Origin of the sequence: Oceanobacter mangrovi (assembly GCF_019740315.1) — a bacterium.
GTDB classification, from domain to species: Bacteria; Pseudomonadota; Gammaproteobacteria; order Pseudomonadales; family Oceanobacteraceae; genus Oceanobacter; species Oceanobacter mangrovi.
Window position 1 is genome coordinate 599060 of sequence record NZ_JAHXZR010000001.1, and the last position, 19861, is coordinate 618920.

General features: G+C 54.4%; 15 protein-coding genes. 7 read left to right on the plus strand and 8 right to left on the minus strand.

Going from position 1 to position 19861, the window contains the following annotated elements; translation table 11 throughout:
- The 4 genes from K6123_RS02685 to K6123_RS02700 all read left to right on the plus strand — a co-directional run bounded on the left by K6123_RS02685 (window position 1) and on the right by K6123_RS02700 (window position 4447).
- Window positions 1-1299, plus strand: coding sequence for an FAD-binding oxidoreductase (locus K6123_RS02685; protein WP_281423881.1), 1299 nt, complete (start codon window positions 1-3; stop codon window positions 1297-1299).
- Window positions 1296-2042, plus strand: a complete 747-nt coding sequence (locus tag K6123_RS02690) for an SDR family oxidoreductase (RefSeq protein WP_221793835.1) — start codon at window positions 1296-1298, stop codon at window positions 2040-2042. Before K6123_RS02685 ends, K6123_RS02690 begins: the two co-directional genes overlap by 4 nt.
- A complete protein-coding gene (locus K6123_RS02695; RefSeq protein WP_343223948.1) occupies window positions 2039-2995 on the plus strand; it encodes a lysylphosphatidylglycerol synthase transmembrane domain-containing protein in 957 nt (318 codons plus the stop codon). Before K6123_RS02690 ends, K6123_RS02695 begins: the two co-directional genes overlap by 4 nt.
- A gap of 135 nt (window positions 2996-3130) precedes the next feature.
- Window positions 3131-4447, plus strand: coding sequence for a hypothetical protein (locus tag K6123_RS02700; RefSeq protein WP_221793837.1), 1317 nt, complete (start codon window positions 3131-3133; stop codon window positions 4445-4447).
- Window positions 4448-4817: 370 nt separating this feature from the next.
- Here K6123_RS02700 and ahcY read toward each other — a convergent pair whose 3' ends face one another.
- From ahcY to K6123_RS02725, 5 genes are all read right to left on the minus strand, one after another.
- A complete protein-coding gene (ahcY, locus tag K6123_RS02705; protein ID WP_221793839.1) occupies window positions 4818-6197 on the minus strand; it encodes an adenosylhomocysteinase in 1380 nt (459 codons plus the stop codon).
- Between the two features lie 137 nt (window positions 6198-6334).
- The gene (gene metK, locus K6123_RS02710; RefSeq protein WP_221793841.1) at window positions 6335-7546 is read right to left on the minus strand and encodes a methionine adenosyltransferase; all 1212 of its coding nucleotides are present in this window, start codon (window positions 7544-7546) and stop codon (window positions 6335-6337) included.
- Between the two features lie 99 nt (window positions 7547-7645).
- Window positions 7646-8608: an ArsR/SmtB family transcription factor gene (locus tag K6123_RS02715; RefSeq protein WP_221793843.1), complete on the minus strand. Its 963-nt coding sequence runs from the start codon at window positions 8606-8608 to the stop codon at window positions 7646-7648.
- A gap of 85 nt (window positions 8609-8693) precedes the next feature.
- Window positions 8694-10997 (minus strand): sensor domain-containing protein, encoded by a 2304-nt coding sequence (locus K6123_RS23445; RefSeq protein WP_221793845.1) that lies wholly within the window; start codon window positions 10995-10997, stop codon window positions 8694-8696.
- A complete protein-coding gene (locus tag K6123_RS02725; RefSeq protein WP_221793847.1) occupies window positions 10984-11514 on the minus strand; it encodes a heme NO-binding domain-containing protein in 531 nt (176 codons plus the stop codon). Before K6123_RS02725 ends, K6123_RS23445 begins: the two co-directional genes overlap by 14 nt.
- 607 nt (window positions 11515-12121) lie before the next feature.
- On the opposite strand from K6123_RS02725, the gene edd reads away from it, so the two are divergent.
- The 3 genes from edd (at window position 12122) to K6123_RS02740 (ending at window position 15681) form a co-directional block, all read left to right on the plus strand.
- On the plus strand, window positions 12122-14014 hold the full coding sequence (gene edd / locus K6123_RS02730) for a phosphogluconate dehydratase (RefSeq protein ID WP_221793849.1): 1893 nt from the start codon (window positions 12122-12124) through the stop codon (window positions 14012-14014).
- A 2-nt stretch (window positions 14015-14016) separates the two neighbouring features.
- Window positions 14017-15045, plus strand: a complete 1029-nt coding sequence (gene glk, locus K6123_RS02735) for a glucokinase (RefSeq protein ID WP_246624569.1) — start codon at window positions 14017-14019, stop codon at window positions 15043-15045.
- A 231-nt stretch (window positions 15046-15276) separates the two neighbouring features.
- Window positions 15277-15681, plus strand: a complete 405-nt coding sequence (locus tag K6123_RS02740) for a hypothetical protein (protein ID WP_221793851.1) — start codon at window positions 15277-15279, stop codon at window positions 15679-15681.
- Window positions 15682-15877: 196 nt separating this feature from the next.
- On the opposite strand, the gene K6123_RS02745 is transcribed toward K6123_RS02740, so the two are convergent.
- From K6123_RS02745 to K6123_RS02755, 3 genes are read right to left on the minus strand one after another with little or no spacing between them, the layout of a single operon-like run.
- Window positions 15878-16525 (minus strand): sarcosine oxidase subunit gamma, encoded by a 648-nt coding sequence (locus K6123_RS02745; protein WP_221793853.1) that lies wholly within the window; start codon window positions 16523-16525, stop codon window positions 15878-15880.
- The gene (locus K6123_RS02750; RefSeq protein WP_221793855.1) at window positions 16518-19553 is read right to left on the minus strand and encodes a sarcosine oxidase subunit alpha family protein; all 3036 of its coding nucleotides are present in this window, start codon (window positions 19551-19553) and stop codon (window positions 16518-16520) included. Before K6123_RS02750 ends, K6123_RS02745 begins: the two co-directional genes overlap by 8 nt.
- Window positions 19553-19858, minus strand: a complete 306-nt coding sequence (locus tag K6123_RS02755) for a sarcosine oxidase subunit delta (protein WP_221793857.1) — start codon at window positions 19856-19858, stop codon at window positions 19553-19555. The genes K6123_RS02750 and K6123_RS02755 overlap by 1 nt, the downstream gene beginning before the upstream one ends.
- Window positions 19859-19861: the final 3 nt, after the last annotated feature.

A 19861-nucleotide genomic window follows, 5' to 3' on the forward strand; every position in this document is an offset into this window, starting at 1 on the left:
ATGAAAATTGAATCCTGGGGGCGTTACCCCAAGCTTCCTCAAAAGGGCCTGTTTCCTGACTGGCAGCAACAAATTGCGGCCATGCTCAACGCGGCTTCCGATGGCCGGTTTTTGCCATTTGGTAACGGACGCAGTTATGGCGACGTGTGTCTGGCGGAGAGTGGTCAGGTGTTGGTTAGCCGCGGTTTGGACCGCTTTATCAAGCTCGACAGGGAACAAGGTTTCGTGCGAGTTGAAGCTGGTCTGACACTGGGTGAGATTCTAGCGGTTATTGTGCCATTGGGCTGGTTCCTGCCAGTTGTTCCCGGAACCCGTCTGGCGACGGTTGGTGGAGCGATTGGTAACGATGTGCATGGCAAGAATCATCATGTCCGCGGGACTTTTGGATGCCATGTGCGACGGTTGTGGCTGTGGCGAGAGGGCCAATTGCTGGAGTGCTCTCCAGCTGTTAACAACGAGTTGTTCCGGGCGACTATCGGTGGCCTGGGGCTAACCGGAATAATCGTTGAAGCCGAGCTGGCTTTGATGCCGGTACAGAACGGTCAAATTGATACGGTTACTCATCGATTTGACAGGCTGGAAGAATTTTTCAGTCTGGCGCAGCAATACGACGTCAGCTATGAATATGGTGTTGCCTGGATTGATTGCGTCAGCCGGGGAAGCCAGCGGGGGCGGGGAGTCTATTTTGCTGGTAATCATGCACGCTATCGTTCTGAAATCGATATTCAGCAACGCCAGCTGAATTTCCCGTTGACGCCGCCAGTCTCACTGGTTAACAGCCTTTCTCTCAAAGCATTCAATGAATTTTATTGGCATACGAAGCCAGCGCATCCCAAAGCTGGACGTGCCTCTTATTTGAGCTATTTCTTTCCATTAGACGGAATCCTGCACTGGAATCGCATGTACGGGCGAGCCGGGTTTCAGCAATATCAATGTGTTATTCCTCTGGCGAATTCAGAAGCTGCGATGGCTGAAATGCTGGAAAGCATTTCTGCTTCCGGTTCCGGATCTTTCCTGGCGGTACTCAAACAATGTGGCGAGGTGGAATCTCCGGGATTATTGTCTTTTCCTCTACATGGAACGTCATTGGCTTTGGATTTTCCCAATGGCCGCAAACTTGGTCGTCTGTTTCAGAGGCTGGATGATATTACCCGGGCTGCTGATGGGCGTTTATATCCGGCCAAGGATGCGCATATGACCGCTGCTGATTTCCAACAGGCTTATCCACAATGGCAGCAGCTTGAGGCTCTGCGGGATCCGGCCATTTGCTCACATTTCTGGAGGCGTGTCAGCGCATGAAAAATATACTGATCATTGGTGCAACCTCCGCAATCGCCCAGGCTTGTGCCCGCTATTGGTTGCAGCACTCTAATGACTGTCACTTTGTGTTAACTGGTAGAGATCAACAAAAGCTGGCGGCGATCCAGTCTGACCTACAAATTCGTGGCGCTGTTGCGGTTGATTGTCTGCCATTCGACCTTGCAGATGAGAGCGGCCGTGCAAGTCTTCTGGAGCGGGTTGAGCAACTGATGCCACAGCTGGACAGGGTGCTGGTTGCTCCCGGTTCTCTGCCGGACCAGCAACGTTGCCAGACTGACGAAAGCTACGCGGCCCAGGCATTCCAGCTTAATGCCAATGCGATCGTGTTACTGCTGGAGCGCCTGGCTGGCAAACTGGAACAGCAGAGAAGCGGTAAATTAATTGTTATCTCGTCGGTTGCTGGTGACCGCGGACGTATGAGTAATTACTTCTATGGCGCGGCCAAAGCCGCTGTCACAACCTTTTGTTCAGGTCTGATGATGCGCTTGCAAAAGGCTGAAGTATCCGTATCCATCGTCAAACCGGGCTTTGTTCGGACGCCCATGACGGCGGATCTGGAGTTGCCAGAAAAACTGGTAGCGACGCCGGAACAAGTCGCCAGGGTGATTGTGGATGGCGCTGAAAAATGTCGTAGCGTGATTTACGCCCCGGGGTTCTGGCTGCTGATTATGACCATCATCAAACTGATTCCAAACTTCGTATTCCGGAGACTGAGTTTGTGACGTCAGATCCATTTATTCAGGGATGGCGCTTTCGGCTGCTGTTGTTATCAGCGGTATTGAGTGCATTTGGATATATCGGTTTTTCACTCTGGGGTGGCTGGCAAGAGGTTATGGCTGCGGTTGTGCAGATCGGCTTGCCGGTCACCCTGTTTGCCCTGCTGTTGTCGCTGCTGAACTACGGTTTACGATTTGTCCGCTGGCAGGCGTATCTGCAAGAGTTGGGGGTTCGATTACCTGTAATGCGACATGCGCAGATCTATCTGTGCGGTTTTGCCCTGACAGCGACGCCCGGCAAGGCTGGAGAAGCGCTTCGTAGCGTGTTGTTGAAGCCTCTGGGCGTTCAATATTCGGATAGCATTGCGGCGCTATTGAGTGAACGTTTTTCAGACATTCTCGCAGTACTGCTGCTGGCTGGCCTGGTTGTCGTGGCATACCCGGAATTTTACCCGGTTGGAATACTGTTTATTGGATTGTGCTGTTGTTTTGGGTTGCTGTTGTTACCGGCGTCTCAGGCATGGATTCGACAATGCTTTACCGGACGAGAGAATAAACTGGCCTTGCTGGTAAGCAAAATTCTTAATGTACTGGCCAGAACCCGGGATTGTAATCCGTCATCGCTGGTTGCTGGTGGTCTGTTGCTGGGCGTGCTGGCCTGGTCGGCAGAGGGGATTGCGTTCTGGCTCATGCTGCATCAGGTCGGTGCAGATATTTCCTGGTTTCTGGCGATATCGATTTACAGCCTGTCGATGTTGGCGGGGGCCGCCAGTTTCATGCCGGGCGGCCTTGGAGGAGCTGAAGCAGCTATGACAGCAATGCTGACGTTGCTGGGAGTCCCCTTGCATGTTGCTATTGCAGTGACCCTGATGATCCGGTTGGCGACGCTCTGGTTTGCGGTAGTTATTGGTTTACTTATGTTGTTGCTTTGGGGGCGTCGAGTTCCATCTTCGACCTGATTCTGTTCAAATGAAATCTGGAGGCTCTTGGATGTTTTTTGATTACATTATCAATCGTTACCGACTAGGCAACGGTCGTTATACAAGGACTTGAGCAAGCGACTTTATATATTGTCTTAACTGGAATTATCTAAAATGCTTTCAAAGGCGGGAAATATTTCTTTCAGAGAAAAGTTTGGTTTTTATGTTTTTGTTGCGGTTGTCATCTGGAATCTTCTGATTTCCCTGGTTAAAGGGTGGAATGGTGTCTATTCATGGATATTTTCCAACTGGATGATGAGCTATGAATGGGGTTTTACCAAGAGGGCTGTGATTGGCGAAGTTACCAGCTGGATTGGAGTTCCTCCTGAATCTTACTACTCTGTTATATTGTGGACAGGCTTGTGTAATCTCGTAGTTTTGCTCTGTACTGCATGCTGGTTAATGGTCAAGATGGAAAATACAAGTCTGGGCTGTACCTCAAGGATTGTTTTGTTGATGTTTTCTGTCTCTCCATTTATTTCTATGTCAGCTAATCTGATTGGGTATCTGGATTTTTTTATATACCTTGGCGGAATCTTGGCTATTTTCATGGTGCATCGAAAATTACAGATTTTGGGTTCAGTTCTCGTGGCCGGTTTGATGTTTGTCCATGAGATGACCTTATTGTTAATATATCCTTTGTTTTTTATAAGCTTGATCATGGTTTGGAATTTTGATGAAGAGTCAATAGTAAAAAATATTAATTGGAAGTTCTTTTTTTCTGCCGTACTACCGTTATTCGGATTCTTATTTGTCATCCTGTTTCAGACCGATGTTTCGAAAAAACCAGGTTTCGAAAAAGATTTCGTAATACCCTTGGCACAAGCTGTTTCATATGAATTCTCCGGTCCGGAAGCCTATGAATCTAGTATCTCTGCTGCCCGGTATTTTGTCTCTCAATTGTTTACTTCATATGATATGTATTTAGAGGATGAATTTAAAAAAGGCCTTGCTCGTATTGTTGAACCAGCAGACTTGTTTGTAGTTTTCTGGTTCTTATCTGTAGTGTATTTGATTGTCTGGAATGTATTAAGATCAGCACCTTATCGGAACCTACTGGCTGGATTGGCTTTTTTATCAGTGTTGTCACCTATTTTGTTACATTTTATCGCATACGATACTCCGAGATTCTGGACAATGCCTATAATGCTTGGTCTCCTTTTGATCTGGGTTGTATCCCACAGAAGAAAGTTTACTATAGAACCAGGTCAAAGGTTCTTGATTGAGCTGTTGGCTATTCTGGGGATGGCTTATTATATAGGAATGAAAACCTATGTGATGGTAGGCGTAGACGTTTACCTTTATTATGACGAACGCTATATTAAATATGCTCCTGCATTGATTTTGGCAGGCTATTATATGTATCGACGTTATGCTTTCGATTTGATACAGGTGGAAACCGATATTGGCTCTCAAAACCAGTCATTATAGCCAAACTCGCCTCTGACTGATTCAGTGCATAGATATGCAGGCGGGGGCTCTGCCGGGCAGTTGATGTTCGCAAATGTCGCTGACTACTTCGGTGCCAAATTGCTGGATGCTAGTGAGGCCATTGCCGTGGGCTTCGAGCTGTTTACGGATCCCGCAGTGAATATCGGTACCATAGGTAACGGAGAGAAATTCGGTGTTCTATGTGGCCTGCTGATCGTGTGCAGCCAGCCGCTGGCGAGTTCCTGCTGCGGTTTGGGGCGGGATAAATTCGACGCTGTGAGAGGGCTTGGGGCCGGGAGTGAGCGTGATCCAAATACTGCAGACAGGTGGGGATGGCTCCCGTCACCTGTCTCCAGACGTCTGACCGGAATCAGTACTTATAAGCCTCAGGCTTGTAAGGACCATCCACATCCACGTGGATGTAGTCTGCCTGCTGCTTGGTCAGTTTGGTGATCACGCCACCAAAACCTTCCACCATGTCCTTGGCGACTTCTTCGTCCAGCTTCTTAGGCAGCACCTTGACGTAAACGCTTTCTTTCTTTTCCGCTTCCATCAGGTTGGCGAACTTGCGCTCGTACAGGTAGATCTGCGCCAGTACCTGGTTGGCGAAAGAACCATCCATGATGCGGGATGGGTGACCCGTCGCGTTGCCCAGGTTTACCAGACGGCCTTCGGACAGCAGGATCAGGTGATCGTCAGCGTCCTTGTCGCGGTACACCTTGTGAACCTGTGGTTTGATCTCTTCCCACTCCCAGTTCTTGCGCATGAAAACGGTGTCGATTTCGTTGTCGAAGTGACCGATGTTACAAACCACGGCGCTGCTCTTCAGCTTTTGCAGCATGTTCTTGTCACACACGTTGACGTTACCTGTGGTGGTCACGATCAGATCGGTTTTGCCCAGCAAGTCGCCATTGACAGAATCCAGCTCGCCGGTGTTTTCGCCGTTGATGTACGGAGAAACCACTTCGTAGCCGTCCATGCAGGCCTGCATGGCGCAGATTGGGTCGATTTCGGTGACCTTAACAATCATGCCTTCCTGACGCAGGGAAGCGGCAGAGCCTTTGCCCACGTCACCGTAGCCGATCACCAGGGCTTTTTTACCGCTCAGCAGGTGGTCGGTACCACGCTTGATGGCGTCGTTGAGAGAATGACGACAGCCGTATTTGTTGTCGTTCTTGGACTTGGTAACGGAATCGTTAACGTTGATCGCAGGAACCTTCAGCTCACCCTTGTTCATCATTTCCAGCAGACGGTGAACACCAGTGGTGGTTTCTTCAGAGATACCGTGGATCTGGTCCAGCATGGACGGGAACAGGTTGTGAACCATCTCGGTCAGGTCACCACCGTCGTCCAGAATCATGTTGGCATCCCAAACCTGCTCGCCGTCTTTTTCAGCCAGAATGGTTTGCTTGATACACCAGAGGAACTCTTCCTCGGTCTCGCCTTTCCAGGCGAACACAGGAATACCGGCAGCAGCAATCGCTGCGGCAGCGTGATCCTGGGTGGAGAAAATGTTGCAGGAAGACCAGCGTACGTCAGCGCCCAGATCAACCAGGGTCTCGATCAGCACGGCAGTCTGGATGGTCATGTGGATACAACCCATGATCTTCGCGCCTGCCAGCGGCTGTGATTCCTTGTACTTGCGACGCAGCGCCATCAGGGCTGGCATTTCGCCTTCGGCAATCCGGATTTCCTTGCGGCCCCAATCGGCCAGGGTGATGTCGGCGACTCGGTAGTCTGTGAAGCTCATGAGTGTTTCCTCAGAAGGTCGGAGGTCTGACGTCGAAGTCGGACGCTCTGTGGTTGGGGTTTCCATCTTGCTCAAGGCCGGACGGAGAAATGCCTGGGTTGCCAGACGTCTGACCTCAGACGTCTGGCAAATTGCGCTTACAGGCCTGCAGCCGCTTTCAGTGCATCGACCTTGTCAGTACGTTCCCAGGTGAACGCAGTGAAGGTCTTGCTCTTCTTCTCGCCGTTGTCGCTGTACTCGTAGGTCGCTTCAAACGGCTCGCGGCCAAAGTGACCGTAGGCGGCAGTGATCTGGTACATGGGGTTCAACAGTTCCAGCTGGTTCTGGATGGCGTATGGACGCAGGTCGAACACCTCGCGGATCACACGTGCCAGTTCCTTGTCGGAAACCTTGCCAGTACCAAAGCTGTTTACCGATACAGACGTTGGCTCGGCCACGCCGATGGCGTAGGAAACCTGGATTTCACACTTGTCAGCCAGACCGGCAGCAACGATGTTCTTGGCAACGTAACGGCCCATGTAGGCAGCGGAACGGTCAACCTTGGAAGGATCCTTGCCAGAGAAAGCGCCACCACCGTGACGGGCCATGCCGCCGTAGGTATCAACGATGATCTTGCGGCCAGTCAGACCCGCATCACCTACCGGGCCACCGATCACGAAGTTACCGGTCGGGTTGATGTGGTAGAGGGTACCTTCGTGCAGCCATTCTGCTGGCAGTACCGGCTTGATGATGTTTTCCAGTACCGCTTCACGCAGGTCTTCCAGCGAAATGCTTGGCGCGTGCTGGGTCGACAACACCACGGCGTCGATCTTTGGGGTGTCGCCTTCCCAGTTGATGGTGACCTGGGACTTGGCGTCCGGGCGCAGCCACGGCAGGGCGCCGTTACGACGCAGTTCGGACTGACGCTCAACCAGACGGTGGGCGTAGAACACGGGGGCTGGCATCAGACTTGGGGTTTCGTTGGTGGCATAGCCGAACATCAGACCTTGGTCGCCAGCGCCCTGATCTTCAGGCTTGGCACGGTCAACGCCCTGGTTAATGTCGACAGACTGTTTGCCGATGCCGTTCAGAACCGCACAGGTAGCGCCGTCGAAACCGACGTCGGAAGAGTTGTAGCCAATACCGGTGATCACATCACGAACGATGTCTTCCAGGTCAACGTAGCAGGAAGTGGTTACTTCGCCAGCAACCACGGCCATACCGGTTTTTACCAGAGTTTCCACAGCAACACGGGCGTATGGATCGCGCGCAATAATGGCGTCCAGTACCGCGTCGGAGATCTGGTCAGCAACCTTGTCCGGGTGACCTTCAGATACCGACTCGGATGTGAAGATGGAATATTCGCTCATGCAGTAACCCTCTATGTTTGTGCGGCTCCCTGGGTAGGGGAGCATCATTGCTGTTACAGGCTTGCCCGCGGCTGGGCGGGGTAATCAGCCAGATAGGTGTTAACGGTAAAACAGCCGCAACTGGATCTGGAAGCCGTTACGGAGGCCCAGAAACTGGCTCTGGCCTTCCGTCAAACCGACTTCTTCCGCCCAGGCGGTCAAATCATCAGGCTCGAAACCGAGCCACAGGTCACCACAGGATTCCCGTGCCCAGCTCTGTTCGTGGCGGCACAGGTCGGTGACCAGAAAACAGCCTTGTGGTGCCAGCAGGCGTGCCACATCGGCGAAAATCGTCTGTGGTACCGGCACATGGTGCAACACCATGTTGGCGGCGACAAAATCGACGGTCTGGTTGTGACTGCCGTCGAGCAGGGCGGTTTCACCCAGCACACAATTAACGTTAGTCAGCTGTAGCTGGTTTACCCGTTGCATGGCCCGATTCAGCATAGGCTCGGAAATATCCAGCGCCGTGACCTGCTCAAACTGGCGTGCCAGTGGCGCGAGGAAGTCACCGTCGCCGGGGCCGATTTCCAGCGCAATCCGTTTGTTGCCGGCATAATCCTCGACCAGTCGTTGCAGCGTTGCGCCGTACTGGTCGTAGGAGGCAATCAGATCCTGCTGTTGCTTGAAGGCTTCGGCATTGCGGGCAAAAAATTCCGCACAGGCGTCGGCGCGGCTGGCCAACAGCTGCTGCAAGCGCTGCTGCAGTTCATCGCTCATCGGGCTCTGATCGAGCGCCACAAAGGTAGAGCGCAACCAGCGTTGCCAGTCATCGTTGCCGGTTAGCAACGGCCGCCGATAAAAAATGCTGTTGCCTTCGCGCTGATTGCTGAGCACCTGCGCCTGAGCCAGGATCTTCAGGTGATGGCTCATGCTCGACTGTTTGATGTCAAACAGCTCACACAACTCCAGCACGCCAAAGGAACCACTGCCCAGCAGCTGCACGATCGCCAGTCGCAATGGATCGCCCATGGCTTTACAGGCGTTGGCTAGTTGCTGCGGGATAGGGGAGGTGGCCGACATGCTGGACGAAATTTATACACAATCAATCGATTTGCCGTGCATGATAACAGCAAACTTTTCTATATCAATATTTTTCGATATAGATTTAATGATCGACGCTGGCCGCGTTTGCCTGATCTCTGACCAGTTGTAAAAAGTCCTCGAACGGCACGGGCCGGGCAAACAGGAAGCCCTGATAGGTCTCGACCTGTAATTGTTGCAACAGCTGCAGCTGGTCCGGGGTTTCCACGCCTTCAGCAACAATCTTCATTCCGAGGTCGTGGCTCATCTGAATGATGGCTGAAAGAATCTTGCGGGCACGCTCATTGGCGTCGGCGTCGATCACAAAACTGCGGTCAATCTTGACGGTATCGAGCGGCATATCGCGCAGGTAGCTGAGCGATGAATAGCCGGTACCAAAGTCGTCGATGGCGATGCGGAAGCCGTGCTTGCGCAGCCGGTTCATGATACCGAGCGGATTGCTGTCGGGTTGCAGAAATACCGACTCGGTGATTTCCAGTTCCAGCGCCTGACAGGGAACATTGGCCTGCTGACAATGCGCCAGCAGTTTTTCTGGCAGTGAGTTGTCGAGCATCTGCCAGCCGGACAGGTTGATGGCGATGTGAATATCTGGGTCCAGCTGACGTGCCTCGCTGGCAAAGCGACAGCCACTGCGCATCACGGCTTCAGCGAATGCGGCACTGAGGCCGTTTTGTTCGATCATCGGAATAAATTCAGCCGGCGAAACAAAGCCGGCACTGGCCGAGGTCCAGCGTGCCAGCATTTCGCCACCGCAGATGCGTTGTCCGGCATCAAACTTGGGCTGCACGTAGAAACTGATCTGATCCTGATCAATGGCATGACCCAATTCAGACAGCAGGCTGGCGCGATGGCTGGCGGCCTTGCTCATGCCATCGCAATAGATCTGGATGCGGTTACGGCCCAACGCCTTGGCTTCATACATGGCGGCATCGGCCTGGCGAATCAACTCGGTTGCTTCGGTGCCGGGGTCGGTAGTGGCAACCACCCCAATACTGGCGGACAGCCGGATGCTGGCGGTATTGAGGCTCATGGGTTCGCGAATGGCTTTCAGCACCATATTGGGCAGTCGGCATTGATTGAGGTCTCCCTGTGGTGGCCACCAACAGAACACAAACTCGTCACCGCCCCAGCGGGCAACCAGCCCTTGCTCGGGAATGATTGCCAGCATTCGCCGTGCCTGGGTCACCAGCAGCAGGTCAGCAGCGATATGACCAAATTCATCGTTCACTGCCTTGAAGCCGTCGAGATCAACGAACATCAGCGCCAGTGGCCGCTCCGCATGGGCTTGTGCCAGCATTTTCTCCAGCTCTTCGTGGAGGGCTCCGCGGTTGGGCAGATTGGTAAGGCCGTCATGGCGTGCCATATGTTGCAGGGCGCGGTCGGCACGCTGGCGTTCGGTCAGATTGCGCAGGGTAATAATGCTGAAATGCTGGGAATTGTTGTCGTGCTGGAAATGATTGCGTGACACTTCCAGCGGAATTTCAGGCTGCAGCCCGCAACTGCTGGTTTCGTAAGTAATGCTACCGGTTTCATCCAGGCTGCGGCGCGGATTGTCGGTGCTTTCGATATAGCGGTTCAGGGGAACACGAATGACTGCTTCTTCAGAGGTATTGAACAGCTCCAGAAAACTGCAGTTGGCTTCCTTGATCAGGCCGTGCTGGTCGGTAATTACCATGGCTTCGCGGCTGTTGGCAAAGGCGCTGGCCATCAGCAGGTAGGATTCCTGGGTACTGCGATAGTGAGTGATGTCCTTGACGGTGCCGACGGCCCGCAGCGGGGTGTTATCTTCGCTGTATTCCACGATGCGGCCACGCCAGTGAATCCAGTTCCATTTGGCGGGATTGGTGGCATCCTGATCGCAAGGACAGGCGGAATGTTCGGCGTACAAATCGCTGCCGTATTTGTCCCGTCCGGCCAGAGCCTGTTCCAGACTTTGCAATTGCTCAGGGTCGGCGGGTGATTGATAGCGTAAGGTCAGGTCGAAGCTATCCAGGTTACCTGACAGAAACAGTTGCCAGCGAAGTTTGAACTGCTGGCGGTCGTTGGGATGAATGCGGCGTGTTACCTGCGCAAAAGCCCCCCAGCTACGAGTCATCTGGCTGCCGTTGGGGGGGAAACTGATTAACTCGTAAATCTGCTCGCGGGCGTTCCAGTCCCAGATGGATTCATTACCTGCCCACAACGCCAGTTCCAGCCTGCGGCGGTCATTGCGTCCGAGTTCCAGCGCCTGATACAGCTCAGCTGATTTTTCGCTCAACACCAATTCGGCAGCCTTGCGTGCCGTGCGTTCACGCTCCAGCCGTCGTTCGAGCCTGAGGATTTCAGCATCCAGCGACGTATTCATCAGCGGGTAGTCAGATCTGGACACGGAACAGGGTTGATCCTTGCAGCGGAACGCTTTCAACCGTCAGCTGTGGGTGGCCAAACCATGCCCCTCCGCCCTTGATCAGCCCCAGCGCCAGTGGCTGCAGGTTGTGAGGGGAACGGTATTCCAGTTCGATCTGCTGCTCTGTGCGGGAAATAACCCGGAATTCGGGTAGCCGGGCTTCGGGATAGAGTTTGTAAACTTCTTTGTGAATGTCGCCATCGAGGGTTTCCAGCAGGTCCAGCAAAGTGGTTTTGCCAGCCAGCAAGGTACTGTGACTACGGGTAAATGACAGGAACAGGTACTGTCCAAAGGCTTCAATCAGGTCCGGGACGGCAATCCCGGTTCTGGCGGCCAGCAAACCAACCAGGGTTTGTAATTCTTCAAACGGGTAGTAGCCAACAGCGGTATAGGCACCACCGTGATCCAAACCGGCCTCTGCCAGAATGTCGTCGGCCAGGGCGGGGGAAAAACGTTCTTCCACCATTTCTACCAGTTCCGTGAAGATCATCCCGAGCATGACAGTTCCCAATTTTTTGACTAGGTAGAAAAACTATAGGAAGCGCTTTGGCAGGCTGCCAGTGAGACAGAGGATTTTTGGCTGTGGCGGCCGGGATCGCCAAAAAGACAGGAGCGTAAAAAAGGGGAGAGCCATGCTCTCCCCAAAGCCCCAAAGGGGCAGCCGTGAAACAGGTGATCGGGGCCAGAGGCCTCGACTTAAAACAGGGTGGATAAACCAGAGTCGTTGTGATTGCAGGAGCACAACAACATCAGGTATGACATCAGCATACCTGAATGGCCGCTGCTGGATTGCCCGCCAGCGACGTTCTGTGGCGATTTGCACCAAAGCGTTAATCCAGCTTTGATTGTTGTAAACTTACAAATAAAATTCCAGTGCCAGAACAATTATTTGGCTTTGAATCGTGTTTTTGGCTTTTAATGACGTAAATTTAAGCACTGTCTGGCTGGCGAAAAGAGTGAACCCTGTTGCCAGGGGCAGGGCTTTTGTTCACACCGGCGCACGAATCCCGTTGCCTTGCTGGGGCCCTGCCTGTCAGCATGCTTAAATCGGATTGTGCCCTGCGACCGTGTGGGCACCCCTATCTGGATTTCTGAGAGGAGGCAGCATGCATCCCGTCGTCGAACAGGTTACCCAACGAATCATCAAACGCAGCCGGGCTACACGCAGTTCCTATCTGGCGCAGATGCATGCGGCTGAGGAACAGGGATTGCATCGTGCGACGCTGTCCTGTGGCAACCTTGCCCATGGTTTTGCCGCCTGCAACAGCCACGACAAGGATGTGCTGAAGCTGGTCAATCAGGTCAATGTGGCCATGGTATCGGCCTACAACGACATGTTGTCTGCCCATCAGCCATTCGAGAGCTATCCCGAACAGATTAGGGCCGCAGTGCGGGAGCTGGGCTCGGTGGCGCAATTCGCTGGCGGTGTGCCTGCCATGTGTGATGGTGTGACCCAGGGGCAGCCGGGCATGGAACTGTCGCTGTTCAGCCGCGATGTGATTGCTATGGCGACGGCCGTGTCGTTGTCGCACAACATGTTTGACGCCGCACTGTATCTGGGGGTCTGTGACAAAATTGTGCCGGGCTTGCTGATGGGTGCCTTGCGTTTTGGGCATTTGCCAACCGTATTTGTGCCAGCTGGGCCAATGCCTTCAGGGTTGCCGAACAAGGAAAAAGCCCGCATCCGCCAAGAGTATGCAGAAGGCAAACTGGGCCGTGATGCCTTGCTGCAATGTGAATCGGATTCCTATCACAGCGCCGGTACCTGTACGTTTTACGGCACCGCCAACTCCAACCAGATGATGGTTGAAATCATGGGCTTGCACCTGCCAGGCTCGTCGTTTGTTAATCCGGGGACGGAACTGCGTGAGGCGCTAACCCGTTACGCTGCCCAGCAAGCGGTGCGCTTGACCGCTCCGAATGGCCGCTTTACACCGCTGTATGAAATCGTCGATGAAAAGTCGCTGGTCAACGCCATTGTGGCCTTGTTGTCGACTGGCGGTTCGACCAACCACACCATGCACATCATTGCTATTGCCGCTGCTGCCGGGGTCATCATCAACTGGCAGGATTTCTCTGATCTGTCGGATGTGGTGCCTCTGATTGCACGGGTTTACCCGAATGGCGAAGCGGATATCAATCATTTCCACGCTGCTGGTGGCGTGGGTTATGTCGTACGTGAACTGCTGGGCTCGGGTTTCCTGCATGACGATGTGATGACGATTATGGGTCAGGGGCTGTCGCACTACACCCATGAGCCTTTCCTTGAAAACGGCCAGTTGGTCTGGCGTGACGGTACTGCGACCTCGCTGGACGACAATGTATTACGTCCGGCCGCCACGCCGTTCTCTGCCAACGGTGGCCTGAAATTACTGAAAGGCAATCTGGGTCGTGGGGTGATCAAGATTTCTGCGGTGGCTGAGGCCAACCGGCTGGTGGAAGCACCGGCGATCGTGTTTGAAGACCAGGACGAGGTTGCCGCCGCCTTCAAGCGTGGTGAGCTGGAGAAAGATTTTATCGCAGTGGTGCGTTATCAGGGGCCGAACGCCATTGGCATGCCCGAGCTGCACAAGCTGACGCCCTATCTGGGCTCGCTGCAGGACAAGGGCTTCAAGGTCGCGTTGGTGACTGATGGCCGCATGTCCGGGGCTTCCGGCAAGGTGCCGGCGGCCATTCATGTGTGGCCGGAAGCGCGCCTTGGTGGTCCGTTGGCCCATGTACAGGATGGTGACCTGATCCGTCTCGATGCAAACCATGGCACGCTGCAATTGTTGGCCAGTGATAACAGCTGGCTGCAGCGCCCGGCGACCGAGCCCGCAGTCGTCGCTCAACACGGCATGGGCATGGGGCGAGAACTGTTTGGACCCATGCGCCAGCAGGTTAATGAAGCCGAACGCGGTGCCACGGTTTTCAGCTTTATCAGCGACGAACATCTGGTGCCAGACGAGTTGACCGGCGATGCTTCTGAAGCCGGTCGTAATACCGAAGTGGAAGCCTGACAATGGCGCTTGCGCCACAGCACGAACCGGCGCCTGCGCCAGTGCATGACCCGGTGCAAGCGTCACTGTACGACGCGGCGCTGGTAGCCGATATTGGCGGCACCAATGCCCGTTTTGCACTGGTCGAAGCCGGTTCGCTTGAACTGCAACAGGTGATGACGCTGGCAACTGCCAGCTTCGCCAATATCGACGACGCTATTCATTTTTATCTGCAACAAGCGGGCGCGCCAAGGGTTCAGCGAGCCTGTCTGGCGCTGGCTTGTCCGGTCGAGCAGGATCCGCTCAGCATGACCAACAGCCACTGGTGTTTCAGCCGGGCGGAGTTACAGACCAGGTTTGGCTGGCAGCAATTACGGTTGGTGAACGATTTCACAGCCATGGCGCTGGCGATGTTGCATCTGGACGATGATGATCTGGTGGAGATTCATCGGGGCCAGACCATTGATGGCGCTCCCCGGCTGGTGATCGGCCCGGGCACGGGCCTGGGGGTCTCGGCATTGATTCCGGTCGGTTGCGACTGGTATCCACTGTCCAGCGAAGGCGGCCATGTCTCGTTTGCCCCCACCAATCAGGCAGACCTGAAAATCTGGCAGGCATTCCGGCAGCGTTACCCACGACTATCGGTTGAGCGGTTGTTGTCTGGTCAGGGGCTGCTGGAGTTGTACCAACTGCTGGTGGATATCGAAAGTCAGCCAAGGGTTTGTGAAACCGCTGCGGAAGTCACCGGGCTGGCGTTACAGCAAGGTTGTCCGCTGGCATTGGCCAGCTGGCAGCATTTTCTGGCGATTCTGGGGGCGGTGGTGGGCGACCACGTTCTGACCCTTGGAGCCCGTGGCGGTGTGTATCTGTGCGGTGGCATTCTGCCGCGGGTTCAGCCGCTGCTGGCAGACAGCAACTTTATTGCCGCCATGATCAACAAGGGACGTTATCAATCCTATCTCGAAGCTGTGCCTGTCTGGCTCTGCAGTGCTGAAAATCCGGGGCTTGTAGGGGCTGCTGTGGCACTGGATAATCCATTACTGAGCCGTTAAGTAAACGCTCGTTGGTTGGAACCTGTTGGATCAATTCAGGTCAATCGTCATCACTGGAACATAAATAGCTCATCGATGGTTCATTAGTGTGAATCGTCTCTCGCAGTATTTAATTGCGAAGCTTTATGATTCCCAAGTCTTGCTGTCCGTTTGAAGTCGTTGCAGTCGCCGCCGAGTGCGGTGGGTTTGCGGAAGATACTCAAACAGGTCGTTTGTCAGGGGGGACAAACAATGCGCATACAATTTCTGATTTTTACGCTGGCCGGTGTGTTGGCAACGTTCGCCGAAGCTTTTGGGATCGACTGGTGGTCAGTCACCATTGTGCAGGTGGCGGTTATCGTCGGTACCATCTTTGTTATGGCGGTTTTACTGGATGCTCTGTGGGCACGCCGTGATCGCCAGATTACCCATCAGCGTCACAATCGCTTCAGTCGTGACCTGTTCCTGTCGGCCTATAACATCGCGATCTCGATGGCGGGCGTGGTGTTTGGCTGTACGCTGGCATCATCCACCGTTGGCTGGCTGGAAGGCAGCTTTGTTGCTCAGGTGTTCGCGGTGGTTGGTTGGGTTGGCCTTGCTGCCCTGACCGTGACTGCAGTTTTGTTCAAGAAAGAAATCGGTCGTATTCGAGCCTGATCCAGGCCCGGATAGGCCAGAACCCGGGAAGTCAGGCGCTCGGGTTCTGGTCCCTGATCTGGCCATGGACGGCATGTAAACAGGATAAAAAACGGGCAACTGCCCGTTTTTTTGTGGCTGTGAAATGCACAAACAAAACAGCCCCGCTGGTTTTGCCAGCGGGGCTGTTGTTTTTTGAGCCGGTACTGCGCAGGGCTTACATACTGTCGAAGGCGAAACCGTATTCGGCAGCAGAGTCCTGAATCCAGGCGGCGATGTAATCAGCAAAGCTGCGACGAATCACCAGTTCGAACTCCTGGGCACCCACACGACGCAGGGTACAACCTGCTTTGGCGAAGTTGGTGTTAACCACTTTGCCAACCGGGAAGTTGCGCTCATGAATATCGTAGTGAACCGATTTCATCAGTACGTTCTCGGCGTTGGCACCGCTCAGCATCAGGAGGGTCTGGCCACCGGATACGTTCACCACCTGATAGTGGCCACTAAGGTTGTCACGCAGTGACTGTTCCAGAGCAAAAGCGTGTACGCCGGGCAAGGTGATCAGCCACTGGTCTGGTGTCAGCCAGCGAATCACGTATTCGCCGCTTTCAACGCTTTTCAGACGGCCCGGCAGTGCGACACCCAGTACTTTCTCGGCAGCGGCCAGGAAGGCTTCGTCATCTGGCTTGCCGCGCAGGGTGATGTGGCCCATCAGGCTCAACTCGCGAGCAACCACAGTGGGTTGCGCGCTGTTAGACCATTTGATGTTGACCAGTGGAGATTCCGCCTGGCTGTTGTTGTCAGCGTACTGGTTCATCAGTGCGCAACCGTGATCTTTGGTCATGGCTGGAGTGCTCTCAGACATTCTGGCGGTCTCCTTTAGGGTCGTAGAATACCGGGCTACAGATCTCTGCTTCGATCACTGTGCCATCAATTTGTGGGTAGTAAACCGTCTCACCCATACGGTTCAGGCCGTTCTTGATCACGCCCATGGCGATGCTGCGACCCAGAGTGGCGCTGTAGTAGCTGGAAGTAACATGGCCAAGAATCTCAGCCGGTACTTTGAACTGCTTGCTGTTGATGGCGGCCATACCTTCGGTCAACACCACGCTCGGGTTCTTGGTTTTGATACCAACCAGTTGCTTGCGGTTGTCACGGGTTGGATCCTGGCGGTTCATACCGCGCTTGCCGATGAAGCTGAATTCCTTGTTCATCGAAACCGCCCAGCCCATGCCGAGGTCGTAAGGCGTGACGCTGCCGTCGGTGTCCTGACCGGCAATGATGAAGCCTTTTTCAGCCCGCAGAATGTGCATGACTTCGGTGCCGTATGGCGTGATGTCGTACTGCGCACCCACTTCCATCAGCTTGTTCCATACCTGCAGACCGTAGTTGGCTGGTACGTTGATTTCGTAGGACAGCTCACCGGTGAAGGAAATACGGAATACCCGCGCCGGAACACCGGCAACGGTACCGGCACGCCAGTCCATGAACTTGAATCCGTCTTTATCCAGATCGATATCACTGGTCAGTTGCGCCAGCAGCTTGCGGCTGTTTGGACCGGAAATCGTCATGGTGGCCCAGTGGTCAGTCACGGAGGTCATGAAGACTTCCAGTTCTGGCCATTCAGTCTGGTGATACAGTTCCAGCCATTCCAGTACCCGTGCGGCACCGCCAGTGGTGGTGGTCATCAGGAAGTGGTTGTCAGCCAGACAGGAAGTTACACCGTCGTCGAACACCATGCCGTCTTCGCCACACATCAGGCCGTAGCGACACTTGCCAACACCCAGTTTGGCCCAGGCGTTAGTGTAGATACGACCGAGGAATTCACGCGCATCCTTACCCTGGATATCGATCTTGCCCAGTGTCGAGGCATCGAGAATACCGACGCTGTTACGAACGGCCAGTACTTCGCGATTGAGGGAATCCTGCATGGATTCACCGGCTTTCGGGTAGTACCACGGACGTTTCCACTGGCCAACATCTTCAAACAGCGCGCCGTGAGCGACGTGCCAGGAATGCATGGCGGTGTAACGTTTCGGATCGAACAGCTCGCCACAGTGACGACCGGCGATGGCGCCGAAAGTAACCGGGGTGTAGTTCGGACGGAACACGGTAGTGCCCACTTCCGGAATGGTCAGGCCACGAACCTGGGCCGCAATGGCCATACCGTTGATGTTACCCAGTTTGCCCTGGTCAGTACCAAAACCCAGTGCGGTGTAGCGCTTGACGTGTTCGATGGACTCAAAGCCTTCACGAATCGCCAGCTCGATACCGCCAGCGGTGACGTCGTTCTGGAAGTCAACAAATTGCTTTGGTGCACGGCTCAGTGGCTGATCGTGTGGAGCAATGTAGAGTTCCATTGGTGAGGTGGTTTTCGTTTTGGCAACCTGGTAACCGGAACGTGGCGTAGCCGCTTTGAAGCCACAGGCTTCAGCTGCCTGAACACCAGCATTCTGACCTTCAGACAAGCAGTCAGACAGCTCGTAGTGACCACGGATACCACCGGCAATCAGACGGTGTTCATGAGTTTCACCTGGTACAAAACCGAAGATCTTCTTGTCCCACACAGGACGTGGGCCACTGTGGCAAGACAAGTGAACAACCGGGCTCCAGCCGCCGGAAGTGGCGATGGTGTCACAGCTGATGGTCTGCTTCTGGCCAGACAGCTTTTTGCCATCGGCAGAGATAGCGCTGATTTTGGCAGATTTAACCCGCGCCTGACCGGCAGCGTCGTAAACCACAGAACCAAAAATCACCTTGATGCCCAGCGCCTGCGCCTGCTTGACGCGGTCGCCATTGGCGGAAGGACGGCTGTCAACAATAGCAGCGACTTCGCGACCGGCTTCCTGCCAGGCAATGGCAGCTTCATAACCGTCGTCGTTGGCAGTACCAACCACCAGTTTGTTGCCTGGAACTACGCCATAACGGTTGATATAGGTGGTCACGGCAGAAGCCAGCATCACACCCGGGATATCGTTGTTACCGAAGACGATAGGACGTTCCTGGGCACCCGTCGCCAGCACAACCCAATGCGCACGTACCTTGTGGATACGCTGACGGGCTTGCTGTACGCCGTTCACACTTGGGGCGCGGTCAGCGATGTGGTCAGTCAGACGTTCATGAATGGTGAGGAAGTTGTGATCGTGCAAACCGTTAACGGTCGCGCGTGGCAGCAACAACACGTTTTTGTTGGCAGCCAGTTCAGCAATGACTTCAGCCACCCATTCAGCGGCAGGCTTGCCATTGATGGACTGTTTGCTGTGCAGCAGTGAGCCGCCAAATTCTTCCTGTTCGTCAGCCAGGATAACGCGGGCACCTGAGCTGGCAGCCGCCTGGGCAGCGGCCAGACCGGTTGGGCCGGCACCAACGATGACGACGTCAGCGTGACGGCTGAAGTGATCGTAGATATCAACGTCGAGTTCTTTCGAGGCTTTACCCAGACCAGCGGCTTTACGAATGTACTTCTCGTAGGTAGGCCACATACCGGCAGGCCCCATGAAGGTCTTGTAGTAGAAGCCTGGAGGCATCATTTTGCCGCCGATTTTGCCGATGTAGGACATCAGGTCGAAATCAACGTTTGGCCAACCAGCCACGGCTGAACAAACCAGACCGCCGTACAGTGCCTGTTGGGTCGCACGGACGTTCGGGATCTGGGTCGCTTCGGAAGCGCCAACCTGCATCACTGCGTTCGGCTCTTCGGCACCGGCAGCAATAATGCCGCGAGGACGGCTGTACTTGAAGCTACGGCCGATGATGTTGACGCCATTGGCCAGCAGGGCAGAAGCCAGGGTATCACCCTCGTAACCACTGAACTGCTTGCCGTTGTAGGTGAAGGTCAGTGGCTTGCCACGATTGATGCGGCCACCAGACGGAATACGGTTAACTTGTGCCATCACACGGTTCCTTCTTTTTTCACGTTGAGCACAGGCTGTGGTTCAGCGCCCAACAGGTAGCTTTGCTCAATCTTGTACGACACAGTGTTACGGCTCAGGTTAAAGAACTTGCCGCAACCTGCCGAGTGCACCCAAAGTTCCTGTTGTTGGCCTTTCGGGTTCTTGCGGAAAAAGATGTACTGGGCCCATTCGGCGTCAGAACAGTTGTCTGCATCTTTCGGGCGGGCAATGTGTGCCTGGCCCTTGCAGTGGAATTCTTCTTCCTCACGGTATTCGCAGCAGTGAGGACAATAAATGTGCAACATGGT

Excerpts from the sequence above, each read along its gene's own strand:
- K6123_RS02750 (WP_221793855.1), bottom strand. The coding sequence starts at position 19,553 with ATGGCACAAGTTAACCGTATTCCGTCTGGTGGCCGCATCAATCGTGGC.
- K6123_RS02715 (WP_221793843.1), bottom strand. The coding sequence starts at position 8,608 with ATGTCGGCCACCTCCCCTATCCCGCAGCAACTAGCCAACGCCTGTAAA.
- K6123_RS02745 (WP_221793853.1), bottom strand. The coding sequence starts at position 16,525 with ATGTCTGAGAGCACTCCAGCCATGACCAAAGATCACGGTTGCGCACTG.
- metK (WP_221793841.1), bottom strand. The coding sequence starts at position 7,546 with ATGAGCGAATATTCCATCTTCACATCCGAGTCGGTATCTGAAGGTCAC.
- glk (WP_246624569.1), top strand. The coding sequence starts at position 14,017 with ATGGCGCTTGCGCCACAGCACGAACCGGCGCCTGCGCCAGTGCATGAC.
- K6123_RS02740 (WP_221793851.1), top strand. The coding sequence starts at position 15,277 with ATGCGCATACAATTTCTGATTTTTACGCTGGCCGGTGTGTTGGCAACG.
- K6123_RS02725 (WP_221793847.1), bottom strand. The coding sequence starts at position 11,514 with ATGCTCGGGATGATCTTCACGGAACTGGTAGAAATGGTGGAAGAACGT.
- K6123_RS02755 (WP_221793857.1), bottom strand. The coding sequence starts at position 19,858 with ATGTTGCACATTTATTGTCCTCACTGCTGCGAATACCGTGAGGAAGAA.
- K6123_RS02700 (WP_221793837.1), top strand. The coding sequence starts at position 3,131 with ATGCTTTCAAAGGCGGGAAATATTTCTTTCAGAGAAAAGTTTGGTTTT.
- ahcY (WP_221793839.1), bottom strand. The coding sequence starts at position 6,197 with ATGAGCTTCACAGACTACCGAGTCGCCGACATCACCCTGGCCGATTGG.
- K6123_RS02690 (WP_221793835.1), top strand. The coding sequence starts at position 1,296 with ATGAAAAATATACTGATCATTGGTGCAACCTCCGCAATCGCCCAGGCT.
- K6123_RS02685 (WP_281423881.1), top strand. The coding sequence starts at position 1 with ATGAAAATTGAATCCTGGGGGCGTTACCCCAAGCTTCCTCAAAAGGGC.
- edd (WP_221793849.1), top strand. The coding sequence starts at position 12,122 with ATGCATCCCGTCGTCGAACAGGTTACCCAACGAATCATCAAACGCAGC.